Here is a 19,190-nt window from a genome sequence, read left to right as displayed (position 1 = left end):
TTCGTACCACCGGGGGATGTAGCGCCGTTAACGCCTCGGGAGACTGGGAACACCAGCAGGGCGATCAAGGGAGGCTCAACCCTCATGAACCGACGACTCATGGTGGCGGCCGGAGGCACCGCCGTGGGTGCCGCGCTCCTCCTGTCCGGATGCGGCGGGGACGGGACGACGAGCACCGAGAACATGAAGCTCAGCGCCGACCAGGCGTTGCTGAAGACGTCCCAGAAGACGGGCCAGACCGACACGTTCAAGGCCGACCTCACGGTGACCGGCACCGGCGAGCACGGCGGCAAGGTCCACGCCGACGGCCAGTTCCAGCTGCGTCCGACGCTGAAGTTCAGCGCGAAGCTGGACGAGTTCAGCACCAACGGCCGGACGGTCCCCGGCGCCAAGGGCCAGGCGCTGTTCACCGACAACGTCCTGTACGCCAAGGTCCCCCAGCTCGCCCAGTTCGTCAGCGGCGGCAAGCCGTGGCTGAAGATCGACGTGAACCAGATGGCGCAGCGGACCGGGTTCGACGTCCAGAGCCTGCTCCAGCAGGTCCAGCAGGTCGACCCGGCCGAGCAGACGAAGATGTTCACCGGTTCCAAGGACGCCCGCCGCGTCGGCACCGAGACGGTCGACGGCGTCAAGACGACGCACTACGCCGGGACGGTGACCGTCCAGGACGCGCTGAACAAGCTCGACGCGCAGTCCCGCGACAAGGTGGCCAAGTGGCTGCCGAAGGACCGCGCCAACAGCAAGATCAACTTTGATCTGTGGACGGACGGGGACAACCTGCCCCGCAAGCTCGTGTCCAAGGCGACGAGCCCGGAGGGCGAGACCGGCACGGTGACCGTCCTGTACAGCGACTACGGCGAGTCGTTCAGCGTGAACGCGCCGCCGTCCGACCAGGTGGGGCAGCTGTCGCTCGGCGGGATGCTCGGCGGGAACTGAGAAACCCGTCATCTCCGGCATCTTCGGACTTGTGTGAACCTGCGGGGTCTCCTCAGCGTCTGATCTAGCATTCGGCTCTGACGGCCGGTGGCGCGCCAACAGCGGACCGGCGCTGGCAAGACCAGACCGCGCTAGCAGGACCAGACCCGCTAGCAGGACCAGACCAGGGAGACCCCCCACATGATCCGTCGTTTCGCCGTGGGCACGGCGCTGGCGACCGGCCTCGCCCTCTCGCTGACCGGCTGTCTCGGGGACGCCGGCAACAAGGTGGACGAGGCCGGCAAGAACCTGAAGCTGTCGGCCGCGCAGGTGCTGGGCAAGGCCGCCGAGAAGACCGGCAGCGTCGACTCGTTCAAGGCCGACCTCTCGATGCAGATGAACGGGTCGAGCGAGGGCGACGTCTCGGCGACCGGCCAGATGCAGTACCGGACCAAGCCCGACCTCGCCTACAGCATGCGCTTCGACCAGATGTCGGTGGGCGGCAAGTCCATGGGCGGCATGGAGTACGTCCTGGTCAGCCGGACCATGTACATGAAGATCCCCATGCTGTCGCAGCTCGGCGGCGGGTCCGCGGCCAAGCCCTGGCTGAAGATCTCGCTGGACGAGCTGGGCAAGAAGTCCGGGATGAACATCGACGAGCTGCTCCAGCAGTCACAGCAGATGGACCCCGTCCAGAACACCAAGATGCTGACGGCGTCCAAGGACGTCCGCGAGGTCGGCAAGGAGACGGTGAACGGCGTCGAGACGACGCACTACACCGGCACCTACCGGATGGAGGACGCGATCTCCAAGCTTCCCGCCGAGAGCCGGGAGGCCATCCGCAAGAGCTACGCCGACAGCGGCATGCAGAACATGACCTTCGACCTGTGGGTGGACGGCGAGCAGCTCCCCCGCAAGCTGGCGATGAAGTCGCAGCAGACGGCCGACGGCGTCATGAACATGACGATGACGTACCGCGACTACGGCAAGCCGGTGGAGATCGCCGCGCCGCCCGCGAGCGAGACCTCCGACTTCAGCCAGCTGCTGAACGGCCTCGGCGGCGGTGGCGGCATCCCGGGCAGCTGACCCGCACGCCGCGAAACCGAACGAATGTAGGGCCGCGCCGGAACACCACCGGCGCGGCCATCACCGTTTCCGATTTGGTCAACCCCGGAGACGCACGTATTCTGTTCTCTGCCGAAGACCGCCGGTCGCCACCTCGCGAGAGGTGGCCGAAGGACCCGAACTCGTTCGGGCGGCCTGCGCAGGTAAGACGAGAGCTTCCGCATGGCCTCCCGTGCCGTGCCTGGACGCCCCGCGCGCCTGCGCCGGGGCGTTTTTTGGTCGACCCGACCCCGTCCCGGACGGACAACGGTCGTGACCACCCAGGTAATCGGAAGGAGGCCGCATGGCCAAGGCCGATAAGGACGCGGCGATCGCCGAGCTCAAGAACGAGTTCGAGAGCTCCAACGGCGCCGTGCTGACCGAGTACCGCGGGCTTACCGTCGCGCAGGTGCAGGAGCTGCGCGGCAATCTCGGCGAGACCGCACGGTTTCGCGTGGTGAAGAACACGCTGACCAAGCGCGCGGCGAACGAGGCCGGTGTCGACGAGCGGTTCCGCGAACTGCTCGAGGGCCCGTCGGCCATCGCGTTCGTCCGCGGCGACGTGGTCGAGGCCGCCAAGGGCCTGCGCGACTTCGCCAAGGCCAACCCGATGCTGGTGATCAAGGGCGGCTTCATCGACGGTCAGTCGATGGACGCCAAGCAGATCACCCAGCTGGCGGACCTGGAGTCTCGCGAGGTGCTCCTCGCGAAGCTCGCCGGCGCGATGAAGGGCTCCATGGCGAACGCGGCCGCGCTCTTCAACGCCCTGCCGACGCAGGCGGCCCAGCTCGCCGAGGCGCTGCGCGCCAAGCGCGCGGAGAGCGGCGAGACCGCCGAGGCCCCGGCCGCGGACGCGTCGGCCGCCGAGGCCCCCGCCGCCGAGGCGTCAGCCGAGTAAGGCACCCGCGGTTTCACAAACCCCAGTACTCAAGCCATAGCGGAGGAAAGATCATGGCGAAGCTCAGCACCGACGACCTGCTCGACGCGTTCAAGGAGATGACCCTCCTTGAGCTCTCGGAGTTCGTGAAGCAGTTCGAGGAGGTCTTCGACGTCAAGGCCGCCGCCCCGGCCGCCGCCGTCGCGGTCGCCCCCGGCGCCGCGGCCCCGGCCGAGGAGGCCGCGGTCCAGGACGAGTTCGACGTCATCCTCGAGGGTGCCGGCGACAAGAAGATCCAGGTCATCAAGGAGGTCCGCGCGCTGACGAGCCTCGGCCTCAAGGAGGCCAAGGACCTGGTCGACGGCGCGCCGAAGCCGCTGCTGGAGAAGGTCAACAAGGAGGCCGCCGACAAGGCCAAGGAGGCCCTGGAGAAGGCCGGCGCGACGGTCACCGTCAAGTAAGGCGCGCCAAGCCACTGCTTCCTGGGAGGCGGTCGTCCCACCCATCGGGTGGGTGCGGCCGCCTCCTTCGCATGTCGGGGATGTGGCCGCACCTGGCCGCCCGGGTCTTGGACCGCTAGTCTCATAGGGCTCTAAGTAACGATTGTCTTACGACGTCGCATTTAGCCGCTGATCTGGGTCGGAACCCCTTCCATTTGGCCGGGGTGCCGCTACGGTAGGGGAACCCTCCCGGCTACCGAACGGTAGTAAGACGGTGGCCACACGGTGTGACGACAGGACGTGCGACGGACAGACAGCGCGTGACAGACCAAGCCTGAGTGCAGACAGAGCCTGAGTGCTACTCGCTCATTGGTTCGGGATTTCCCCCCGGCCTGGACGAAAGGTGACGAGTGGGCGTCGAGATCAGAGTCGAGGGCCTGACCAAGTCCTTCGGTCGCCAGGTGATCTGGCAGGACGTGTCGCTGAGCATCCCCGCGGGTGAGATCTCCGTGCTGCTGGGCCCGTCCGGCACCGGCAAGTCGGTCTTCCTCAAGTCGCTCGTCGGGCTCCTCAAGCCCGACCGCGGGCACATCTGGATCGGTGACCGGGACCTGCCCCGCCTGCCCGAGTCGAAGCTCTACGAGACGCGGAAGCTGTTCGGCGTCCTGTTCCAGGACGGCGCCCTGTTCGGCTCCATGAACCTCTTCGACAACATCGCCTTCCCGCTGCGCGAGCACACCAGGAAGCGCGAGTCCGAGATCAAGAACATCGTGCTCGAGAAGATGGAGATGGTCGGCCTCCTCGGCGCCGAGCACAAGCTGCCCGGCGAGATCTCCGGCGGGATGAAGAAGCGCGCCGGACTGGCCCGCGCGCTGGTCCTGGACCCCGAGATCCTGCTGGTGGACGAGCCCGACTCCGGCCTCGACCCCGTCCGCACCGCGTTCCTGAACCAGGTGTTCATCGACCTCAACGCGCAGATCGGCGCGACGTTCCTGATCGTCACCCACGACATCAACACGGCCCGGACGCTGCCCGACAACATCGGCCTGCTGTACCAGCGCCACCTCGCGATGTTCGGGCCGCGGGAGATGCTGCTGACCAGCGAGGAGCCGGTCGTCCGGCAGTTCCTCAACGCCAGCAAGGTCGGCCCCATCGGCATGTCCGAGGAGAAGGACGAGTCGGAGCTGGAGGCCGAGGCGAAGCTCGGCCACGACCCCGGCAAGCTGCCGCCGATCCCGCCGCAGCAGATGCCGAGCAACGGCATGCTCCGCACCGGGATGCACGCGCCCGGCGCCTGGTGCGCGGCGCACGGCGTCACCCCGCCGCCCGGGTCGTTCATCGACGACCTGGGACGCAACTGGGTGGAGGAATGGCCGCGGTACGTGGCGTCCATGTCTCCGGTCGGCGCGCACGGCGGTCCCGGTGCTCCCGGTGCGCCTGGCGCTCCCGGCGGACCGGGCGGGCGCTTCCCGGGCAACCCGCCGCCAGGACGCCATGGGTCGGGTGCAGGGTACTGATGTCCACTCCCGATACCGGTATCGGCGCGGGCCGGCGACGGGATAGGAAGGGCGGCGGCTCTTCCGCGACGTTCCGCAAGGTCGGCGACGGCATGGCCAACGTCCTGGTCAAGGAGCCCGGACGGTTCTTCGCCCTGTGCCTGGACACCGGCCGCGCGACGTTCAAGTGGCCGTTCCAGTGGCGCGAGTTCATCCAGCAGGCCTGGTTCATCGTCAGCGTCACCGTCGTCCCCACGATGCTGGTCGCGATCCCGTTCGGCGGCATCCTGTCGTTGCAGGTCGGCGGGCTGATCCGGCAGTTCGGCGCGCAGTCCTACACCGGCGCGACCGCGGTGGCGGCGATCGTCCGGGAGGCGAGCCCGCTGGTCACCTCGCTGCTGGTCGCGGGCGCCGCCGGGTCGGCGATCTGCGCCGACATCGGCTCCCGCAAGATCCGCGAGGAGATCGACGCGATGGAGGTGCTGGGCATCAACCCGCTGCACCGCCTGGTCGTCCCGCGGATGCTCGCGTGCGCGTTCGTCGCGCTGTTCCTGAACGGCCTGGTCTCGGTGGTCGGGCTGATGGGCGGCTACTTCTTCAACGTCATGCTGCAGGGCGGCACCCCGGGCGCGTACCTGGCGTCCTTCAACGCGATCGCGCAGCTGCCCGACCTGCTGCAGGCCGAGTTCAAGGCGTTCGTGTTCGGCATCACCGCCGGGCTCGTCGCGGCCTACAAGGGCCTGAACGCCAAGGGCGGCCCGAAGGGCGTCGGCGACGCGGTCAACCAGACCGTCGTCATCACGTTCATGCTGCTCTTCGTGGAGAACTTCCTGATCTCCTCCTTGTACTTCCAGCTCGTCCCGTCGAAGGGCATGTGATGGCGGCGCCTGGCAAGACGGGGAAGACGATGTCCCGGGTGGTGAACGCGCCGCTGCAGCGGCTGGACGACTTCGGCCACCAGATGTCGTTCTACGCCCGCGCGTTCGCGTGGACCTTCCGGGTGCTGCGCCGCTACCGCTCCGAGGTGCTGCGGCTGCTGGCGGAGGTCAGCCTCGGCACCGGCGGCCTCGCCGTGATCGGCGGCTCGGTGGTGATCGTCGGCTTCATGACGTTCTTCACCGGCAGCCAGGTCGGGCTGCAGGGCTACGAGTCGCTGAACCAGATCGGCACGGCCGCGTTCACCGGGTTCGTCGCGTCGTACTTCAACACCCGCGAGATCGCGCCGCTGGTGTCGGCGCTGGCGCTGTCGGCGACGGTCGGCTGCGGGTTCACCGCGCAGCTCGGCGCGATGCGGATCTCGGACGAGATCGACGCGCTGGAGGTCATGGCCGTCCCGTCGATGCCGTTCCTCGTCACGACCCGGATGCTGGCCGGGATGATCGCGGTCGTCCCGCTCTACATCGTGGGCCTGCTCGCTTCCTACGGGGCGACGCGGGTGATCGTGACGGTGTTCTACGGGCAGTCCACGGGCACCTACGATCACTATTTCCATCTATTCCTACCGCCGAACGACATCCTCTGGTCATTCGGAAAAGTGATCATCTTCTCGGTGCTGGTGATGCTCATCCACTGCTATTACGGCTACCACGCGAGCGGCGGCCCGGCGGGCGTCGGCGTCGCGGTGGGCCGCGCCGTCCGCACCAGCATCGTCGTGATCAACGTGACCGACCTGATGCTCGGCATGGCGATCTGGGGCACCGGTACAGGCGTCCGGATCGGTGGGTGACCGGATGAGCGAACGGATGCGGTACCGGCTGCTCGGCACGGCGATGGTCATCGTGATCGGCCTGCTGCTGGCGCTGACGGTCGCCTTCTACAACAAGGCGTTCACCCCGGTGACCGAGGTGACCGTGGACGCCGAGCGCGCCGGCCTGCAACTGCTCCCGCACTCGGACGTGAAGGTCCGCGGCCTGATCGTCGGCGAGGTCCGCGAGATCGACGCGACCGCGAAGGGCGCGACGCTGCGTCTCGCGCTCGATCCCGGCAAGGCGAAGCTGGTCCCGCGCAACGTCCAGGCGCGGCTGCTGCCGAAGACGCTGTTCGGCGAGAAGTACGTCGACCTGCAGATCCCCGCGCAGCCGGGCCCGCTGGGGCTGGCGGAGGGGGCCGTCATCCAGCAGGACCGCTCGCAGGCCGCCGTCGAGATCGACAAGCTGCTGAACGACCTGCTGCCGCTGCTGCGGGCGGTGAAGCCGGAGCAGCTGAACGCGACGCTCAACGCGCTCGCCACGGCCCTCCAGGGACGCGGCGACCAGATCGGCCGCAACCTGGAGCAGGCGGACGCGCTGCTGAAGAAGATCAACCCGCAGCTCGGCACGCTGGTGCACGACCTGAACGGCCTCGCGGACGTGTCCGACATCTACCATGCCGCCGCCCCCGACCTGCTGCAGACGCTCCGCAACCTCAACGTGACCAGCAAGACGATCACCGACGAGAAGGCGACGATCGAGCAGCTGATCCCGGCGACGACCGCCCTGGCCCTGGACGCCGACACCTTCATGCGGCACAACGGCCCGAAGATCATCGGTGTCAACATCGCGAACCGGGACGTGCTGGGCCTGGTCGCCCGGTACTCGCCCTCGCTGCCGTGCGTGTTCGCCGGCCTCACCAAGATCAGGCCGGACGCGGAGGAGGCGGGCGGCGGGAACGGCTCCAAGACGTTCAACCTGACCATCGAGATCGTCAAGCCGCGGCCGGGCTACAAGTACCCGCTGGACCTGCCCGAGGCCAAGGACCAGCGCAACCCGCGCTGCTACGGCCTGCCGAACCCGAAGGTCCCGTTCCCCGACTACCTGGCCCTGGACGGCACGCAGGACGACCTGTGGTGGAAGAACCCCGATGACCCGAACGCCCCCGCCGCCGGCGGGCGGGGCAGGGCCCTGTCCAACGTGTTCGTCGACCCGGGCTCCATGAGCGAGAAGGAAAAGATCAAGAACGTGGTCGGGCCGATGACGCGGACCCCCGCCGGCGACGTCTCCGACGTGTCGGCGCTGCTGTTCGGCCCGCTGATCGCGGACGGATCGGTGGTGACGATCAGGTGAGGACGACCAGCGCCGCGATCAAGCTGACGATCTTCGTGGTCGTCACCTCGGTGGCCACCGGCGTGCTGGCGATGACGATCGCCAACCTGCGGTTCCGGGACACGATCGAGTACAAGGCGATCTTCACGGACGTGACCGGGCTGCTGGACAACGACGACGTCCGCGTCGCGGGCGTCCGGGTCGGGCAGATCGAGGGCGTCCGGCTGCACAAGGGGAACCAGGCGGAGGTGACGTTCAGCGTCGAGGAGGGCGGCGTCTTCAGGAACGGGCTGCCGTCGTCCACGAAGGCGCAGATCCGTTACCGCAACCTGATGGGCCAGCGGTACCTGGCGCTGACCGACGGCGCGGGCGCGTCCAACGCCTACCTCGACCCCGGCGACACGATCCCGATCACGCAGACCGCGCCCGCGCTCGACCTCACGACGCTGTTCAACGGGTTCCGGCCGCTGTTCCGCGCACTGGAGCCGAAGGACGTCAACACGCTCGCCATGCAGCTCGTCCAGGTGCTGCAGGGCGAGGGCGGGACGATCAACAGCCTGCTCGCGCACGTCGCGTCGCTGACCAACACGCTCGCCGACCGGGACAAGGTCATCGGCCGGGTGATCGACAACCTGAACAGCGTCCTCGGCACGATCGACCAGCGGCACACCCAGGTCGACCAGCTGATCAGGGACCTGCGGAGCTTCGTCGGCGGCGTCTCCGACGACCGGCAGGCGATCTTCGACTCGGTCACGGCGATCAACGGCCTGACCGGCACCACGCAGGACCTGCTCGCCGACGCCCGCCCGAGCCTCCGCAACGACATCGCCGGGCTCCAGAAGCTGACCGCGACGCTGGACGCGAACAAGCGCGACCTCGACAAGGGCCTGCAGCGGACGCCGGAGCGGCTGGAGAAGCTGGTCAACATCTCGTCCTACGGGTCCTGGTTCAACATGTACATCTGCGGCATGGACGCGAAGGTGCGCCTGCCCGGCGGCCCCGTCTACCAGACACCGGCGATCATGAACGAGAACGCGAGGTGCAAGTAGATGAGGGTCACGTTCCGGGAGCGCAACCCGGTCCCCATCGGCCTCTCCGGGTTCGCGGTCATCATCGTCCTGGTGGTGCTGGCGATGAACCTGGAGAGCATCCCGCTGATCTCGGGCGGCGACACCCACACCGCCGCGTTCAAGGAGGCCGCGGGGCTGAAGAAGGACGAGGAGGTCCGCATCGCGGGCGTCAAGGTCGGCAAGGTCACCGACCTCGAACTCGACGGCGACCGCGTCAAGGTCACCTTCAAGGTGGACGACGGCGTCCGGCTCGGCGACCGCACCGAGGCCAGCATCAAGATCAAGACGGTGCTGGGCGCGCACTACCTGGCGCTCACCCCGCGCGGCAAGGGGCGGCTCGGCCGCAACATCCCGATCGAGCGGACGCACGTCCCGTTCGAGGTCGTCCCGGCGATCAGCGAGCTGAGCCGGCGGGTCGGCGCGATCGACGTCCAGCAGGTCGCGAAGTCGTTCGACGTGCTGTCGGAGACGTTCAAGAACTCCCCGGAGGAGGTCCGGGCCTCGCTGCAGGGCCTGCGGCGTCTGTCCAACACGGTCGCCTCGCGCGACGACCAGCTCCACGAGCTGGCCGGTAAGGCCAAGGATGTGTCGAAGCTGCTCGCCGACCGCAACCAGGACTTCGCCAAGCTCGTCGCGGACGGCGACCGGGTGCTGCAGGCCGTCCAGGCGAGGCGCGCGGTCATCCACCAGCTCCTCGTCAACACCGTCGCCCTGTCCCAGCAGGTCAACGCCCTGATCAGCGAGAACGAGAAGCAGCTGCGGCCGATGCTGGACAACCTGGCGAAGGTCAACCGGGTGCTTCTGAAGAACCAGGACAACCTCGACCGGATCCTGCAGCTGTTCGCGCCGTTCGCCCGGCAGTTCGCGGACGTCACCGGCACCGGACGCTGGTTCGACTCCTGGATCCAGAACCTCATCCCGATCCCCGCGTCCATCCAGGCCCCGAAGAACGGCGGCAACGGCACGACGACCCGGAAGCCGGGCGGCCAGACCGGCAACACCGACAACCCCCTCCCCTTCCTCCCATGACTCCCGTGAATCCCGTGACCAGGCAGGTTCGTAGTGCGTAACTCGGCGACCATCCTTCGCCTCGGCGGCGCGGTCCTCGCCGTCGCAGTGCTGGCGGCCGTGCTCGTGCTGGTGTTCCAGGAGCCCAGGCAGCGTCACCTGACGGCGTACTTCACCAAGACCGTCGGCCTGTACAAGGGCGCGGACGTCCGCATCCTCGGCATCCCGGTCGGCGAGGTCACGAGCGTCGAACCGGTCGGCGACTCGGTGAAGGTCGAGCTGAGGTACGACGCCAAGTACAAGGTGCCCGCGAACGCGCAGGCCGTCATCATCAACCAGACCCTGGTCGCGGACCGCTACATCCAGCTCACGCCCGTCTACAAGGGCGGCGGCGTCCTGGCCGACGGGGCGACGCTGACGACGAGCCGCACCGCCGTCCCGGTCGAGGTGGACGAGGTCGGCGGCAGCCTGAACGACCTGTCCAAGGCGCTCGGGCCGCAGGGCGCGAACGCCCCCGGCCCGAACGGGCAGGAGGGCTCGCTGTCGCGGCTGCTGCAGGTCGGCGCGGCGAACCTGAACGGGCAGGGCGACGACATCCGGCAGACGATCGAGGACGCGTCCAAGGCGCTGAGCACGCTCAGCACCGACCGCGGCGACGTCGCCGAGACGATCAAGAACCTGCGGGTCATCACGGACGCGATGAAGGCCAACGACCAGCAGATCAAGTCGTTCACCGGGCACCTCAACGGGGTGTCGGGGCAGCTCGCGGGGGAGAAGGAGGAGCTCAGCGCGGCCCTCAACACCCTCGCGCCGACGCTGCGGAACGTGCAGCGGTTCGTGAAGGACAACCGGACCGAGCTGGCCGCGAACGTCCGGCAGCTAGCGCAGATCACCGGCGTGCTGGTGAAGGAGAAGGACTCGCTCGCCGAGATCCTCACCGCCGGCCCGCTCGCGATCAACAACCTGGCCCGCGCGTACGACCCGATCAGCGGGACCATCCACACCCGCGACAACTTCCGCCAGTTCCACGACCTCGCCGACTGGATCTGCTCCCTGGCCTACTCGGTGGGGACGCCGGCGAAGCAGTGCCTGGACTTCGTCCGCCCGTACAACGGCATCGGCAAGGCGCTGACGGGCTTCAGCCTTGACCTGTCCTGGATCACGGCGCTGACCACGCACTACGACCCCGTCCCGATCCCGCCGGACGCCTACGGCCCGCAAGGCCCGCCCAAGTCGGGCACCCCCAACAACGCGAGCAGGCCGACCGACGTCACCGCGCTCCTGCCCGGAGGTGGCCGATGACCACGACACGGCGGACATGGCTGGCAGGCGCGGCCGCGGCGGTCGCGGGCGCGGTGGCACTGTCGGGCTGCTCGTTCAACGGCGTCGAGTCGATCCCGCTGCCCGGCGGGCCCGACCTCGGCTCGAACCCGAAAACCGTGAAGATCGAGTTCGCGAACGTGCTGGACCTCGTCCCGCAGTCGGCGGTCAAGGTCAACGACGTCTCGGTCGGCAAGGTCGACAAGATCGACCTCGCCGGCGGGGCCGCGACGGGCGGGCAGAGCGGCTGGCACGCCGTCGTCACCGTCAAGGTGCGCGGGGACGTCAGGCTGCCCGACAACGCCGTCGCCACGATCGGCCAGACCAGCCTCCTCGGTGAGAAGTTCGTGCAGATCGAGCCGCCGAAGGGCGAGGCCCCGGCCGGGGAGCTGGCCTCCGGCGACCTGATCCCGCTGAACCGCACGACCCAGGGCACCGAGATCGAAGAGGTGCTGTCGGCGATGTCGCTGCTGCTGAACGGCGGCGGGCTGGAGCAGGTCTCCACGATCAGCCACGAGCTGCAGGCCGCGATGCGCGGCCGCGAGCCCACGATCAGGTCGGTGCTGCACCGCGTCAACACGTTCGCCGGGACGCTCGACCGCAACCGCGCCGCGATCACCCGCGCGCTCGACAGCATCGACCGGCTGACCGGCAAGCTGTCGGCCGAGCGCAAGACGATCCAGGACACCATCGACGAGACGGGCCCGGCGATCTCCGTCCTCGACCGCAACCGCGCCGACCTGACCAGGATGCTGGTCGCGCTGAACAAGCTCAGCCGCACCACCACCTACGTGATCAACCAGTCGAAGGCCGACCTGCTCGCCAACCTCCAGGACCTCGACAAGATCCTGCGGAACCTCAACAAGGCGGGCTCCGACCTGCCGAAGTCGCTGGAGTCGCTGATCACGTTCCCGTTCCCCGCGACGTTCGGGAACACGATCGAGGGCGACTACGGCAACGTCCGGCTGACCCTCGACCTGGACTTCGAGTCCATCGCGCAGAACCTGCTCGGCGGCACCGATCTCGAGGTCCTGCTCGGCAGCGGCAAGGAGATGCGCAACATGCTCCAGGTGCCGAACGTCACGCTGCCCGACACCCCGCTGGGCGTGCTGCCGCAGATGCCCGGCGACACCGGCGCCGGCGGCGGCTCGGGCGGCTCCGGCGGCCTGCTGCCGGGCCTTCCCGGCCTGCCGGGGGTTCCGGGGGCGACCACCCCGGCGCCGACGAAGGCGCCGTCCGGCACGAAGACGGGGGGCAACCCGTGATCCTCAAGCGCGGCGTCATCCTCCAGCTGATCGCGTTCGCGGTCATCACGGTCGTCGGCGTGACGATCGTGTCGGTGAACTACATCGGCATCGGCCGCGACCTGCTCGGCCGCGAGTACGTCGCCTACGTCGACCTCACCGACTCCGGCGGCGTGTTCACCAACGCCGAGGTCACCTACCGGGGCGTCCCGGTCGGACGGGTCGGCCCGATCGAGCTCACCGAGGACGGCATCCGCGTGAAGCTCCTCATGGAGCGCGGCGAGCGGATCCCGCGCGACGGGACGAAGGCGGTCATCGCCAACCGGTCGGCGGTCGGCGAGCAGTACGTCGACCTGGAGCCCACCAAGAAGACCGGCCCCTACCTGGACGAAGGCGACCCGTACACGATCCCGCGGAACCGCACCACGCTGCCCGTGTCGACCGCCGAACTGCTCCGCAACGTCGACTCGCTGGTCGGCTCGGTGAACACCAAGGACATCGGCGTCATCGTGGACGAGCTCGACAAGGCGTTCTCCGGCTCCGCCGAGGACCTCCAGTCGATCCTGGACGACACCGACCGCCTCCTGAAGACCGCCGAGGCGGCCTACCCGGACACCAAGCGGCTCCTGGACAACAGCGTGACCGTCCTGGACACCCAGCGCGGCCAGGCCGCCAACATCCGCGGCTTCGCCAGCAACCTGAACGAGCTGACCACGTCCCTGCGCAACGACGACCCGGCCCTGCGCAAGACCATCCAGGGCGTACCGGGCGCGGTGGACGAGACCCACAAGGCCATCAACCAGCTGGCGCCCACGCTGCCCGTCTTCCTGGCGAACCTCACCACCACCGGCCAGATCATCTCGTCGCGCAAGGCGGGCCTGCGGTCGCTGTTCATCCTTTATCCCGTGACGGTCGCGGGCGCGTCCACCGTCAACCCGGGCGACGGAACCCAGCACCTGGGCCTCGCGCTGAACATCGACTCACCGCCCGCGTGCACCGAGGGCTACGAGAAGACCAAGCACCGCTGGCCGCAGGACACGTCCAAGAAGAAGCCGCGCCTGGACGCCGGCTGCAAGGCCCCGCACGACGCGCCCACGGGCGTGCGCGGCCCTCGCAACTTCCCGCGCGACGCCATCGCGCCCTACCCGCAGGTCCCGCCGGGCGCGACCGCCGGCGCCGGATTCCCGGAGGGCGGCGCGACCGGGGACGACGGCGACGGCAAGACCGACGGCAAGACCGAGGCCAAGAACTCGGGCGGAGGCGACGGCGGCGGCAAGACCGCGGCGGCCCCGACCGGCCAGTTGTCCGATGGACGGCTCTACCTGTCGTATCCGGCCGATTCAGTCGAATTCGCTGGATACGATCCAACGACCGGTGCGGTCTACGGCCCCGACGGCAAGCGATACGTCATGCCCCGCAGCGCCGGTACCCGTCAGTTGGGAGAGGAATCCTCGTGGAAGTGGCTCCTTCTCGGACCGCTGAGCCAATGAGGCGCGGCCTGTCTCCGGCGATCGTGATCGCCCTGAGCGTCGTCGTGATCGGCCTCGCCGTCGCGTCCGGCTGGCTCGGCGTGGTCACCCTCCAGAACCGGGACGACGCCGACCAGAAGGCCCAGGCGATCCAGTCGGCGCGGCAGATGGGCGTCAACCTGATGTCGCTCGACGCGTCCACCGCCCAGCGCGACCTGGACCGGATCGTGGACGGCACCACCGGCGACCTGAAGAACAAGCTGGCCTCCCAGTCGAAGGCCTTCATGGACCAGGTCACCAAGCACAAGGCGAAGTCGACGGTCAGCGACGTCGACGCCGCGCTGGTCTCCATCGACGACGACTCCGCCGAGGTGATGGTCTCCCTGAACGGCACCGTCACGAATGACAAGGTGAAGAACGGCACGCCCCAGGGCTACCGGTACCAGATGGACCTCACGCGGGTCGATGACCGGTGGCTCGTCTCCGGACTGGAGGTCGTCCCGTGACGATCAAGCCGAAGGACAGGGCCGCGGAGAAGGCCGCCAGGGCGGAGGAGGCGGCCGAGGCCGCCCGGCTCGCCGAGGAGGCCGCCGCCAAGGCCCGCGAGGCGGCCCGCCTGGCGAAGATCGCCGCGGACGAGGCCGCCGCCGAGGACGAATCGGACGAGGCCGAGGAGCCCGAGAAGGCCACCAAATCCCTCCAGAAGCCACAAGACGACCAGGAGGACTCCGAAGACGCGTCCGACGGTGACGGCGCGTCAGAAGACGACTCAGAGTCCCCGGAGGACGCCTCCGCCCCCGTCGACCTCACCAAAGCCGACGAAGACCCTGAAACCGGCAAATCCGCATCGAAGCCGGTCAAGGTCAAGAAGGCCGCCAGGACGGAGGGCGGCAAGTCCCGGCGCCGGTTCCGGTCGGGGAGCCCGGCGGCGGTCGTCGCCGTCCTGGTCGTCCTCATGATCGCGTTCGGCGCCGGCACCACGGCGCTCGCCCTGGAGGTCCGCGAGCAGAACGCGACCGAGACGGCGAGCAAGGAGGCCTCCTTCGCCGCGTCCCGCGCGGCGCAGAAGCTGTCGTCGTACGACTACCAGACGCTCGACGCCGATCTGAAGGCCGCGTCCGCCACGACGACCGGCAAGCTGCGCACCGACTACGACAAGCTCGCCCAGCAGCTCCGCTCGGTCGCCGCCCAGCAGCAGGCCGTCTCCACCACCACGGTCATGAAGGTCGGCGTCGTGAGCGCGACCCCTGACAAGGTCGTGGCGCTCGTCTACGCGAACCGGTCGTCCGCCACCAAGGCCGACAAGCAGCAGCGCCTCCCCGAGCCGCTCCGGATCCGGATGACGATGGTGAAGCAGGACGGGAAGTGGCTCGCGTCCGAACTCACGGTCATCTCCTGACCAGCGCGTATCAGTTCGCGACACGTGTTTCGGGAGGGCGGCGTCCGGCCTGCGCGGGGGCTTAAACTATGGCCTTCCTCACTGCAGGTCAGAGCCCGAAAAGTCCAAGTCCGCTCTTGACTGAAAGGCGCTGAGGGGCGATGCTCCATGGCAACGTGATGCATACTGCGGCGCTAGAGTTGCGAGCGGTGTGGCATGTCGGCTACACTGCCCCTTTGCGCTGCCCTCTGACTATCCGCGTGTGAGAGAACCCCTGCCCTGGTCCATTGAGGACCTGTCTGTGCAGGTCTCGGACGTGGATCGTCTGGCGTGCGTGTCACCAGTTACGCCGCGAGCCCTCGGAAGGACCACTCTTGGCAGCCTCGCGCAACGCCTCGAATACCGCAACCGGTCCGAACCGCGTCTCCTTCGCGCGCATCAAGGAGCCGCTCGAAGTCCCGGACCTCCTTGCTCTGCAGACCAACTCGTTTGACTGGCTGCTGGGCAACGAGAGGTGGAAGGCCCGGGTCGAGGCGGCCCAGAAGGCCGGAAGTAAGAGCGTCCCGACGCAGTCGGGGCTGGAGGAGATCTTCGAAGAGATCAGCCCGATCGAGGACTTCTCCGGAACCATGTCGCTGTCGTTCCGCGACCACCGGTTCGAGCCGCCCAAGTACTCCGTCGAGGAGTGCAAGGACAAGGACATGACCTACTCCGCCCCGATGTTCGTCACGGCGGAGTTCATCAACAACACCACGGGCGAGATCAAGAGCCAGACGGTGTTCATGGGCGATTTCCCGCTCATGAGCCCGAAGGGCACGTTCATCATCAACGGCACCGAGCGGGTCGTCGTCTCCCAGCTCGTCCGGTCTCCGGGCGTGTACTTCGACCGCGCGCTCGACAAGGCGTCCGACAAGGACATCTACGGCTGCCGGGTCATCCCGAGCCGCGGCGCGTGGCTCGAGTTCGAGATCGACAAGCGCGACAACGTCGGCGTGCGCATCGACCGCAAGCGCAAGCAGCCCGTCACGGTGCTGCTCAAGGCGCTCGGCTGGGACGAGGCCCGCATCCGCGAGCGCTTCGGCTCCTACGAGTCGATCAACGTGACCCTGGAGAAGGACCACACCTCCGGCCAGGACGACGCGCTCCTCGACATCTACCGCAAGCTGCGCCCGGGCGAGCCGCCCACGCGCGAGTCGGCGCAGACGCTCCTGGAGAACCTGTACTTCAACCCGAAGCGCTACGACGTCGCCAAGGTCGGCCGCTACAAGATCAACAAGAAGCTCGGCCTCGACCTGGACATGAACCAGGGCACCCTCACCGAGGACGACATCGTCGCGACGATCGAGTACCTCGTCCGGCTGCACGCCGGTGAGGAGGAGGCGACCCTCGGCGCCGTCGCCGTGCCGATCGAGGTCGACGACATCGACCACTTCGGCAACCGGCGGCTGCGCACGGTCGGCGAGCTCATCCAGAACCAGGTCAGGCTCGGCCTGGCCCGGATGGAGCGCGTCGTCCGCGAGCGGATGACCACCCAGGACGTCGAGGCGATCACGCCGCAGACGCTGATCAACATCCGGCCGGTCGTCGCCTCCATCAAGGAGTTCTTCGGCACCAGCCAGCTGTCCCAGTTCATGGACCAGACCAACCCGCTGGCCGGCCTGACGCACAAGCGTCGCCTGAACGCGCTCGGCCCCGGCGGTCTGTCCCGTGAGCGGGCCGGCATGGAGGTCCGCGACGTCCACCCGTCCCACTACGGCCGCATGTGCCCGATCGAGACGCCGGAAGGCCCGAACATCGGGCTGATCGGCTCGCTCGCCGCGTTCGGCCGGGTCAACCCGTTCGGGTTCGTCGAGACCCCGTACCGGCGCGTCACCGACGGCATCGTCACCGAGGAGATCGACTACCTGACCGCCGACGAGGAGGACCGCTTCGTCATCGCGCAGGCCAACTCCCTGCTCAACGACGACGGCACCTTCGTCGACGACCGGGTCCTGATCCGCCGCAAGGGCGGCGAGGTCGAGCTCGTCCCGGCCCGCGAGGTCCAGTACATGGACGTCTCGGCCCGGCAGATGACCTCGGTCGCCACCGCGATGATCCCGTTCCTGGAGCACGACGACGCGAACCGCGCGCTGATGGGCTCCAACATGCAGCGCCAGTCCGTCCCGCTGCTGCGCAGCGAGGCGCCGCTGGTCGGCACCGGCATGGAGTACCGCGCGGCGACCGACGCCGGCGACGTCATCACGGCCGAGAAGGCCGGCGTCGTCGAGGAGGTGTCCGCCGACTACGTGACCGTCATGAACGACGACGGCACCAGGACGACCTACCGCGTCTCCAAGTTCAAGCGGTCGAACCAGGGCACCTGCTTCAACCAGAAGCCGATCGTCGAAGAGGGCGCCCGCGTCGAGCTGGGCCAGGTCATCGCCGACGGCCCCTGCACCGACAACGGCGAGATGGCGCTCGGCAAGAACCTCCTCGTGGCGTTCATGCCGTGGGAGGGCCACAACTACGAGGACGCCATCATCCTCAGCCAGCGCCTGGTGCAGGACGACGTCCTCTCCTCGATCCACATCGAGGAGCACGAGGTCGACGCCCGCGACACCAAGCTCGGCCCCGAGGAGATCACCCGGGACATCCCGAACGTCTCCGAGGAGGTCCTCGCCGACCTCGACGAGCGCGGCATCATCCGCATCGGCGCGGATGTCGTCCCCGGCGACATCCTGGTCGGCAAGGTCACGCCGAAGGGCGAGACGGAGCTGACCCCGGAGGAGCGGCTGCTGCGCGCGATCTTCGGCGAGAAGGCCCGCGAGGTGCGGGACACGTCGCTGAAGGTGCCGCACGGCGAGCAGGGCAAGGTCATCGGCGTCCGGGTGTTCTCCCGCGACGAGGGCGACGAGCTCCCGCCCGGCGTGAACGAGCTGGTCCGGGTGTACGTCGCGCAGAAGCGCAAGATCACCGACGGCGACAAGCTGGCCGGACGGCATGGCAACAAGGGCGTCATCTCCAAGGTGCTCCCCGTCGAGGACATGCCGTTCCTTGAGGACGGCACCCCGGTCGACATCGTCCTGAACCCGCTCGGCGTCCCCGGACGCATGAACGTGGGCCAGGTCCTGGAGACCCACCTCGGCTGGGTCGCGTCCCGCGGCTGGAAGGTCGAGGGCGACGACGCCGACTGGAAGAAGGCGCTCAACGCCATCGGCGCGTCCGAGGCGCCGCCGTGGACGAACACCGCCACGCCGGTGTTCGACGGCGCCCGCGAGGACGACGTCACCGGCCTGATCGAGAGCACCCTGCCGAACCGCGACGGGAAGCGCATGGTGGGCCCGGGGGGCAAGGCGCGGCTGTTCGACGGCCGCACCGGCGAGCCCTACAAGGACCCGATCTCGGTCGGCTACATCTACATCCTCAAGCTGCTGCACCTGGTCGACGACAAGATCCACGCGCGCTCGACCGGTCCGTACTCCATGATCACCCAGCAGCCGCTCGGCGGTAAGGCGCAGTTCGGCGGCCAGCGCTTCGGTGAGATGGAGGTGTGGGCGCTGGAGGCGTACGGCGCCGCCTACGCCCTGCAGGAGCTTCTGACCATCAAGTCCGACGACGTCCTCGGCCGCGTGAAGGTGTACGAGGCCATCGTCAAGGGCGAGAACATTCCCGAGCCCGGCATCCCCGAGTCCTTCAAGGTGCTCATCAAGGAGATGCAGTCGCTGTGCCTCAACGTCGAGGTGCTCTCCAGCGACGGCATGTCCATCGAGATGCGCGACACCGACGAGGACGTCTTCCGCGCTGCGGAGGAGCTCGGCATCGACCTGTCCCGGCGTGAGCCGAGCAGTGTCGAAGAGGTCTGATCAACTC

At 68.4% G+C, this 19,190-nt stretch carries 16 protein-coding genes; all 16 read left to right on the top strand.

Annotated elements, in window-relative coordinates:
• The first annotated feature begins 84 nt into the window (after nt 1-84).
• The 16 genes from E1287_RS02870 to rpoB all read left to right on the top strand — a co-directional run bounded on the left by E1287_RS02870 (nt 85) and on the right by rpoB (nt 19,183).
• Entirely contained in the window at nt 85-936 is an 852-nt protein-coding gene (locus E1287_RS02870) for a hypothetical protein (RefSeq protein ID WP_243718526.1), read from the top strand.
• A 180-nt stretch (nt 937-1,116) separates the two neighbouring features.
• The gene (locus E1287_RS02865) at nt 1,117-2,001 is read left to right on the top strand and encodes a hypothetical protein (RefSeq protein ID WP_131963212.1); all 885 of its coding nucleotides are present in this window, start codon (nt 1,117-1,119) and stop codon (nt 1,999-2,001) included.
• A gap of 322 nt (nt 2,002-2,323) precedes the next feature.
• Complete coding sequence (gene rplJ, locus E1287_RS02860; protein WP_131963211.1) at nt 2,324-2,917, top strand: 50S ribosomal protein L10; 594 nt, start codon at nt 2,324-2,326, stop codon at nt 2,915-2,917.
• Between the two features lie 53 nt (nt 2,918-2,970).
• Nucleotides 2,971-3,357, top strand: a complete 387-nt coding sequence (gene rplL / locus E1287_RS02855) for a 50S ribosomal protein L7/L12 (RefSeq protein WP_131963210.1) — start codon at nt 2,971-2,973, stop codon at nt 3,355-3,357.
• 389 nt (nt 3,358-3,746) lie between these two features.
• Nucleotides 3,747-4,853, top strand: coding sequence for an ABC transporter ATP-binding protein (locus tag E1287_RS02850; protein WP_131963209.1), 1,107 nt, complete (start codon nt 3,747-3,749; stop codon nt 4,851-4,853).
• A 92-nt stretch (nt 4,854-4,945) separates the two neighbouring features.
• Complete coding sequence (locus E1287_RS02845) at nt 4,946-5,710, top strand: ABC transporter permease (RefSeq protein WP_131963239.1); 765 nt, start codon at nt 4,946-4,948, stop codon at nt 5,708-5,710.
• A 29-nt stretch (nt 5,711-5,739) separates the two neighbouring features.
• The gene (locus tag E1287_RS02840; RefSeq protein ID WP_347813944.1) at nt 5,740-6,558 is read left to right on the top strand and encodes an ABC transporter permease; all 819 of its coding nucleotides are present in this window, start codon (nt 5,740-5,742) and stop codon (nt 6,556-6,558) included.
• A gap of 4 nt (nt 6,559-6,562) precedes the next feature.
• Nucleotides 6,563-7,873, top strand: a complete 1,311-nt coding sequence (locus tag E1287_RS02835) for an MCE family protein (RefSeq protein ID WP_243718524.1) — start codon at nt 6,563-6,565, stop codon at nt 7,871-7,873.
• Nucleotides 7,870-8,901, top strand: coding sequence for an MCE family protein (locus E1287_RS02830; RefSeq protein WP_131963207.1), 1,032 nt, complete (start codon nt 7,870-7,872; stop codon nt 8,899-8,901). The genes E1287_RS02835 and E1287_RS02830 overlap by 4 nt, the downstream gene beginning before the upstream one ends.
• Nucleotides 8,902-9,951, top strand: a complete 1,050-nt coding sequence (locus E1287_RS02825; protein WP_131963206.1) for an MCE family protein — start codon at nt 8,902-8,904, stop codon at nt 9,949-9,951.
• A gap of 33 nt (nt 9,952-9,984) precedes the next feature.
• Nucleotides 9,985-11,232, top strand: coding sequence for an MCE family protein (locus E1287_RS02820; protein ID WP_131963205.1), 1,248 nt, complete (start codon nt 9,985-9,987; stop codon nt 11,230-11,232).
• Entirely contained in the window at nt 11,229-12,515 is a 1,287-nt protein-coding gene (locus tag E1287_RS02815) for an MCE family protein (protein ID WP_131963204.1), read from the top strand. The genes E1287_RS02820 and E1287_RS02815 overlap by 4 nt, the downstream gene beginning before the upstream one ends.
• Entirely contained in the window at nt 12,512-13,984 is a 1,473-nt protein-coding gene (locus E1287_RS02810) for an MlaD family protein (protein ID WP_131963203.1), read from the top strand. Before E1287_RS02815 ends, E1287_RS02810 begins: the two co-directional genes overlap by 4 nt.
• On the top strand, nt 13,981-14,469 hold the full coding sequence (locus E1287_RS02805) for a hypothetical protein (RefSeq protein WP_131963202.1): 489 nt from the start codon (nt 13,981-13,983) through the stop codon (nt 14,467-14,469). Before E1287_RS02810 ends, E1287_RS02805 begins: the two co-directional genes overlap by 4 nt.
• Entirely contained in the window at nt 14,466-15,362 is an 897-nt protein-coding gene (locus E1287_RS02800) for a hypothetical protein (protein WP_131963201.1), read from the top strand. The genes E1287_RS02805 and E1287_RS02800 overlap by 4 nt, the downstream gene beginning before the upstream one ends.
• 353 nt (nt 15,363-15,715) lie before the next feature.
• On the top strand, nt 15,716-19,183 hold the full coding sequence (gene rpoB, locus E1287_RS02795) for a DNA-directed RNA polymerase subunit beta (RefSeq protein ID WP_131963200.1): 3,468 nt from the start codon (nt 15,716-15,718) through the stop codon (nt 19,181-19,183).
• Nucleotides 19,184-19,190: the final 7 nt, after the last annotated feature.

This window comes from Actinomadura sp. KC06, assembly GCF_004348735.1.
Lineage (GTDB): Bacteria > Actinomycetota > Actinomycetes > Streptosporangiales > Streptosporangiaceae > Spirillospora.
This window is presented reverse-complemented; position numbering and strand designations above follow the sequence as displayed.